Source organism: Paraburkholderia sp. BR10954, from assembly GCF_040965775.1.
Classification (GTDB): domain Bacteria; phylum Pseudomonadota; class Gammaproteobacteria; order Burkholderiales; family Burkholderiaceae; genus Paraburkholderia; species Paraburkholderia youngii.
Map to the genome: position 1 here is coordinate 1 of NZ_JBFRCK010000103.1, position 6,427 is coordinate 6,427.

The 6,427-nt window shown below is 58.8% G+C and carries 7 protein-coding genes and 3 pseudogenes; 1 reads left to right on the forward strand and 9 read right to left on the reverse strand.

What is annotated here, in order from left to right; all coding sequences use genetic code 11:
* Nucleotides 1–267 precede the first annotated feature (267 nt).
* Nucleotides 268–432, forward strand: a pseudogene (locus AB4Y34_RS40465) (type II secretion system protein GspL); the annotation flags it as partial.
* A 198-nt stretch (nucleotides 433–630) separates the two neighbouring features.
* On the opposite strand, the gene AB4Y34_RS40470 reads toward AB4Y34_RS40465, so the two are convergent.
* From AB4Y34_RS40470 to AB4Y34_RS40510, 9 genes and pseudogenes are all read right to left on the reverse strand, one after another.
* Nucleotides 631–1,008 carry a hypothetical protein gene (locus tag AB4Y34_RS40470; RefSeq protein ID WP_176370148.1) on the reverse strand — a complete coding sequence of 126 codons (378 nt, stop codon included), beginning with the start codon at nucleotides 1,006–1,008 and terminating at the stop codon, nucleotides 631–633.
* 4 nt (nucleotides 1,009–1,012) lie between these two features.
* Nucleotides 1,013–1,441, reverse strand: coding sequence for a hypothetical protein (locus AB4Y34_RS40475; protein ID WP_368719171.1), 429 nt, complete (start codon nucleotides 1,439–1,441; stop codon nucleotides 1,013–1,015).
* A 55-nt stretch (nucleotides 1,442–1,496) separates the two neighbouring features.
* Nucleotides 1,497–1,803, reverse strand: a pseudogene (locus tag AB4Y34_RS40480) (hypothetical protein); the annotation flags it as partial.
* A 334-nt stretch (nucleotides 1,804–2,137) separates the two neighbouring features.
* Complete coding sequence (locus AB4Y34_RS40485; RefSeq protein WP_368719175.1) at nucleotides 2,138–3,403, reverse strand: IS110 family transposase; 1,266 nt, start codon at nucleotides 3,401–3,403, stop codon at nucleotides 2,138–2,140.
* A 614-nt stretch (nucleotides 3,404–4,017) separates the two neighbouring features.
* Nucleotides 4,018–4,410, reverse strand: a complete 393-nt coding sequence (locus AB4Y34_RS40490; protein WP_368719176.1) for a hypothetical protein — start codon at nucleotides 4,408–4,410, stop codon at nucleotides 4,018–4,020.
* Nucleotides 4,411–4,504: 94 nt separating this feature from the next.
* Nucleotides 4,505–4,966 carry a glycine zipper 2TM domain-containing protein gene (locus tag AB4Y34_RS40495; protein ID WP_368719172.1) on the reverse strand — a complete coding sequence of 154 codons (462 nt, stop codon included), beginning with the start codon at nucleotides 4,964–4,966 and terminating at the stop codon, nucleotides 4,505–4,507.
* Between the two features lie 96 nt (nucleotides 4,967–5,062).
* Entirely contained in the window at nucleotides 5,063–5,389 is a 327-nt protein-coding gene (locus AB4Y34_RS40500) for a hypothetical protein (protein ID WP_368719173.1), read from the reverse strand.
* A gap of 172 nt (nucleotides 5,390–5,561) precedes the next feature.
* Nucleotides 5,562–5,699 carry an HNH endonuclease gene (locus tag AB4Y34_RS40505; protein WP_368719174.1) on the reverse strand — a complete coding sequence of 46 codons (138 nt, stop codon included), beginning with the start codon at nucleotides 5,697–5,699 and terminating at the stop codon, nucleotides 5,562–5,564.
* Between the two features lie 355 nt (nucleotides 5,700–6,054).
* Nucleotides 6,055–6,231, reverse strand: a pseudogene (locus tag AB4Y34_RS40510) (group II intron maturase-specific domain-containing protein); the annotation flags it as partial.
* Nucleotides 6,232–6,427 lie beyond the last annotated feature (196 nt).

The following is a 6,427-nucleotide window of genomic DNA, read 5'->3' on the forward strand; positions in this document are numbered from 1 at the left end:
TTCATCGGGGCCCGCAGCCAACCAACAGGCTGCAACAAGGCCGGATATAAAGGTGCAGCCCAACCTACGTCACGTCATAGCGCACAAAAGCCTAGCAAACGGGAGGCGTTCATATAAAGTCATATCAGGCCCACGGCAGTGTGCAGCACGAGCGCGCCGAAGTGGATCGTACGACGCTGGTCTATCGCGATCCGCTGACTCACACTACGCGTATCGTGCGGGTACAAGACCAACTATGAATAACGCAATCCACAGAGAGAGTGGCCTTTGAGCACGCTGATCGTCCTATTGCCGCCGCGTGATCCGGCGGTGCCCTCGCAGGAGTGGCAACTGCCCGAGCTGCCGTTCGTGCTGCTCGACAAGGCCGGGCGCACGCAGCGCGCCGGCCGCACGGCGCTCGCGCTGCTGCCGCGCGCGAACACGACGGTGCTGACCCGGTGGTCGTCCGCAATCTGACCGCGATGAAGGTCGGACGCCACCAAAGTCAACGACTCTACAACCAACTTTGGCAAATCCGCCCCGTTTGGGTTGAAAATTGTCGTCACCGTCGAGCGCGATCGGCACGGCGGGAGAATCAGGTCGCGAACGGCCGGCGAACGACGCTTGGTTCGACGCAAGAATTGAACAGAATCAACTCGAACGCCGCCCCACCATCAGCATTGCCGCTGTGCCCCCGATCGCCCGTCCGCTCGCGTCCAGACGCGCGCGCAACCCGGACGCATAGGTGTGTGCGAAGAGAATCGTGAAGCCCAGCAACGCTCCCGACGCGGAATAGACCGAGAAGTCCACCGTATCCGTGATGTCAATTGCGAATACCGCCAGCAATAGAGGCATGACGGATATGACGGTGGTCGCGCTAACGTTCCATTCGAGCAGCGCCGCGATCGGCGACGGAAACGGCGTGACGATACCGTACAGCACCAGAACACACGTCCAGCTTTGGCCGTGACGGAGGCCGCGCGCCACACAGATACGCTGATAGAAGCTGAAGGTATCTCCCTTTGTCATGGCCTCACCGCGATCGCTGCCCGGACACGAAAAGAAAGGTATTGCGCCACCAGCGTCCCGACCCGGAGGCAATGCGATCAGGACCAGCATGTCCGCATAGTGCGCCATCATCAAACTCAGCCATGCCGCGCACGCTCTCGATCCTGGGGTATCCGTCCTTTTCGGGCGGCGTCAAACTCGCCTCATAGCGCTTTGTCACCTTGGCGCCGTGACCTGTCTTTGATTTCAGTTTGAATGACGGTTGGAAGAAGTTGATATACAGCCGCGACACTTGATAAAGTGAGGCAAGCGTTTTCTGTGGCTTCGAGACCTTGTAGCCTGCCGTCCCCCACCAGATGACGTACAGACGGCGCCATTCTTTTGCGCGACCCGCGCCTGATCGTTTTACTTGCAGGCACGCCAGCGCACCGTCTCGATACCCGTTGCCTTGCAAAAATCAAAGACGGCCGGGTTCATGAACGCGCGATCGTTATCGCAGTCCAGACCAAGGCCATCCAGATCGCGCGAGCGTCAGCGGGATCGTTCTTGTTGCCGATATTGCAATGGCTGGACGAGCTTCGCCGGCATTAGCTTGACCTGATCACCCATCTCAATCAATCGTCGCGCCCAGTGCTGGGAGCCGCCCCACGCCTCCGTCCCGATCAGGCATGGGTTCGCGATTCGCAGCTCAAGGAATGTACCCCGTTTCAGCTGTCGGCTCGCGATCTGACCCGTGCCGGCGTCCACCCAGTGAAGCTGGAAGATGTTCTTCGCGATATCCACCCGACCATCGTATAGTTCGTTTGGCCCCTCCAGATTGCCTGTGAGGATCTCAATGATCTTCCCTTAGGGAACTTTGACGCCATCGGCCCGCGAGGGTCCGCCTTCTTTGGCGCATCTGCCCGCGATTGCGGATCGCGCGACCTTGTCGAGTAGAGCGTCAAGCATGAAGTGCGGCCGAACGACAAATGGAGAACGCCCCCACTTACCAAGCGGGAACTTGCAGTGGTCTAATTCGCTGGGGCAGGTCGATAGGAGGACAATCCAAAATCGACGAGGAAAAAGAGCGAGATGACAAGAAGGTGCCGACAATTTGACGCCAGCTTCAAGCTGGAAGTAGTACGGATGGTGCGAGACTTGGGCCTATCGGTCAGCGAGGCGTGCAGGTCGATGCCTTGTTGAGACAGCCGTGCACCGCTGGGTGGCCCAGTACGATGCGAAGCGTGCAGGGGGCCCCGGCGACGGCAAGCCGCTGACAGCCCGATGCGGTCGCGTCCTCGACATGCTGGGCGCCATCGATCACGACGCCGTCGCCGCGCTTACAGCGGGCATTCTGCGCGGCTTCCTTCGCACGCTGCGCATCCTGCTCCTTGCGCTCCGCCTGCTTGCGCGAAAGCTCGCTCGCTTCCCATGCGGCCTGCGCAGTCCCGTCGAGTCCGCACAGTTCGAAAATCGCACGACGCCGGGACTTAGCCGTCAGGCCTCGCAACTTCAGGCCATGGAACTCGAGCACGACCTGCTTGCTGCTCAGGTTGTGATCGTCAGGCGTGTCGAGGATGTTCAGCAGACTTGCCACATCGCGCGACTCCAGTGCAACGGCTACACGGTTCGGCCATTCGAACGTTTCGCGCCCGTGTGCGAGCAACGCCATCGAACGTTCCAGCGCGTGCCGACGGGCACTGAGCCGCCCCCGCGTGCGCTGCATGTCCGCATGGTCCAGCTTTTTCTCCCGGCGCCAGTCGGCGATCAGGTCACGAAGCCGCGCGGCCAGCGCATTGACCGGCTGTCCGACCGATACCGGCTTGTCGAACATCTCCGGCAATGGGGCAACCTGCAGGAGGCCCGCCGCGAACAGGGCGTCATCGACCTCGATGAAGTCCGGTGCATTGGATACGCCGGCGACAGCGGCCACCAGACCATCGACCGTTTCTGCCGTGACCGGCTGTTTCGCCGCTCGCATCACGGACACCAGCTGATGCAGTTTCGCCGCTAGCAGACCTCGTAACGCGTTAATCTGCGCAGCGCGAAACTTAACCAATTGTTCGCGCATCCGATGCAGTGCAAGCATCGCCTGCTGCATTTCAGTTTTTACAGCAACGGGCTTACCCGGTTGCTGAACGGCCAACCAGATTGCACGGGCGTCGGCAGCATCGTTTTTGTTGCGGATGTTGAATGCCTTCACAAATTCTGCTGGCATCAGACGGACTACGGGGCCCATCTTCGTCAGTTGCCGCGCCCAGTGATGGGCGCCGCCACACGCTTCGATGCCTATCAAAGATGGCGTGCAGTTCGCGAAATGCTCGAGAAACTTTGCTCGCTTGATCGGCTTGTTGACGATCTCACCGGTTTCTTCGTCCACGTAGTGCACTTGAAAAACGGACTTTGCGATGTCAATCCCAACGGGCGCGAGCTTCATTTCCGACTCTCCGGTTTGAGCAAGAAGACTGATGCGATCTTCTACCTTGAGCAGTCTCACGCTGTCGACCCATGCGAGTCCGCCCGCGTTACCTTCCTTCGTAGCTTTATCTAACCACAGGGGGAGGCGTCCATACCATTTCATGGAAACCATGCCTATATTGAAGGTTATCACAACGGCCAAAACCAGATTGACCTCCGACAGGATGTTGGAAACAGACCAGCTCGACGTTGTGTGCCAGAAACTGATCGCACCGATCACTGCTGCGGCAGACAGCGTGTGCATGAACCGGCCGAATTGCTGGCGTTGGTCCCTCGTGGGCGACCTGACCATGTCCACCAGCTCTGCCCACAGTCCGATCTTGTCCAGTCGATCTGCCAGCTTCGACGCCACATGGAACGTCCCGTCGACCCTGGCCTCAAGTTGCAGGGAGCAATCGGGACCCCGCGCAGAAACCTTGGGCGGAGGCTCCGTTTGGGAGAGGTGCTGTATGACAAATGCGAGCCTCTCCGATATGCAGACCTGATCCAGATCGGCAATAAACGTCGCCCGATCTGTGATGCTCAGGCCGGATGGGTACTCAACGACAATGTCGACGATTTCCATTGCGTCCCCTACCGGCTTTCGCCATCGAGGCCGCCTGCAAGCAGCAGACCGCCAAGCAGCGCGTCGTATCCCTCGCGGGAAGACAGTTGCTCGAGTGACACCGCGTTGTCGCCGCCGCCCGACAGATCCGAGCGGCCGCGACGCGTGCGGAACGAAACGGCGACCTTACGCCGCGTCGGGGAGTCTGCAACCTCCAGCATGAGGGCCGGGGTTCGCAGGGTGACGCGGCAACCGCGATTGCGGCGAGCCGGTTCGGTGACAATCTCGTGGTCGCCAGAACGCAAACGCAGATCGCGGGCGACACGACGCAGCATCTGCGTCGCGTGGTGTGTGATGGCGGCGTCCGTTGCCGCGCCGGCGCTACGCCGGTCGGCATGGAACACCTTTGGAATCTTGAGCATTTCAGCCTCAAAAATAGAAAAAGCGAGGTGCCCTTTCGGGAACACCTCGCGATGAAGGAATGCGCCGGCGGTGGTGCCGGCATTTGAAGGACGGTCAGTGAGTGACGCGAAGACCCGAACTGGTTGAAACCAGAAGCACGTGCTCGCCCGGGGCAAAGCGCTGGTCGTCCGGTTGAGCGACGACAACCGTGGCGCCCGAACTCTTGCGCACGATGATTTCAAGCCCTGATCGCTGCGCCATGGCCTGTGAAACCTTCTGTGCGACAAAGCCCGATGCAGCGCCAGACAGGGCACCCGCGATGTAGCGACCTGTGCCGTTGCCGATGGTCTGGCTACCGAGGAACGCACCCACACCGGCGGTGATCAGCGAAGTGAGCCCGGAGTTATCCGAACCCGCTTCAATCGAGATTGAGCGGGTGCGAACAACGATGGCCTCTTCAACAGAGCCGGCACGCTGGACGTCGTAGCGCTGATACGTATTCGGCGAGCCGAAATCGATACTGGCGCAGGCGGACAGCATGGATGAGAGAACGAGACTGATGATGATCTTGAACATGGTTGCCTCAAAGAATTGAAGGGCAACCGTCCCATCAGGCAGGTTGCCCTGACGGGAAGAATTCAACCGCGGTAACACAAGCGGTCTGATGAAGGATTAACTGGTGCGAACGTGGTTCGAATATCCGGTGACGCCGACAGCCTTCTCCGGGTTCCAGATCGCCACTGTCTGACTACCGACCATCCACGACACGTTCTCGTCGCTTCCTGCGATGCGTCCATTTGCAGGAACAGCATCGGGGAACTCACGAACGAGGTTCAGGGAAAACATTTCGTAGGTGTAGGCGGTTGTCGCCTGACGGAAACCCTGGCCGTATACGAGACTCAGGAGTTCCCGAGACTTGCTATATGCCTCGGCCTGAGAGACCAACGCCTTTGGGGATGTCGCGACGTGATCATGCGAAACAAGGACTTGCTGCAGCACTGTGCGGCTCCTAAAAAAGTGAGCCGACTCCCTGTTGGGATTGTCGGGTAGGAGCGCCACATTTCTGCAAACACTCCCCCCTAAAAACCGTACGTACGAGTTTCCCCGCATACGGCTTAAATCATGCCAACAAATCAAAGGGGATTTGTCGACCTACGCGTTGTAGCTAAGCTCAGTCTTCCGACTCAGCCGGCAATCTCCATTTCAAAGCAGGGTTAGCATGGTGTTGCCTGTGACAATCCGGGTGCAGCAGCCAGAGGTTCGTAGATCGATCGGAACCCCCATCCACGCGACGCACGAGGTGATGCACATGCCATCGCGTAATTGCCGTAATGCGTTCGCCGCAAATAGGACACTGCCCCCCTCTGCCGGCGCCACAGGTACCGCAGTTTCCGTCGTCCGGATAGACTCATCTCCATCTTCAGACTTGAACGCTTCTCGAAATACTCTTCGAAGCCCGGGTCGTACGGGTTCGCCTCACCTCGAAGTTTGTTGTGTCGTAAAATTCCGACGTCCGACGCCCTTCGCAGTTTTAGCAGCCGCTTCTCCCCGTCTCTGTTGACGACGTTGCATTGGAAGACATGCTGTCGATTCTCCACCGTCCCGAAATAGCGACGATGAATCCACCGTCTCGGTTTGGTGGGATGTCGACGACATGCCCACGCCCATAGCTTTTGCCAGATGACGTGATCGACTTTCGAATAGGTATCCTTGGCGACCACATGACGGTGATAGTTCGCCCAACCCAGAATCTTCGGATTGAGTTGGCCTATCAAAACGTCCTGCCTAGCCGCGCGCAATTGCCTAATCGTTTCCTGGACCTCGCCGAGGAACGCTTTCACGTTCTTCTTCGAAGGTTTGATGAGAAGCTTTTGGTTCGGTTTGCCGAAGCAGTACTTCCGAACGTTTTGCCCTAGCAGGCTGTTGAATTTGGGTCCCGTGTAAACGGGGTTTGAGGGACGGGCGTTATGGATATCGTGTTCATGATCTTTGGCAGCGGATGCGATGCGCGGAATGGATGAGATGCAGGAACCCCTG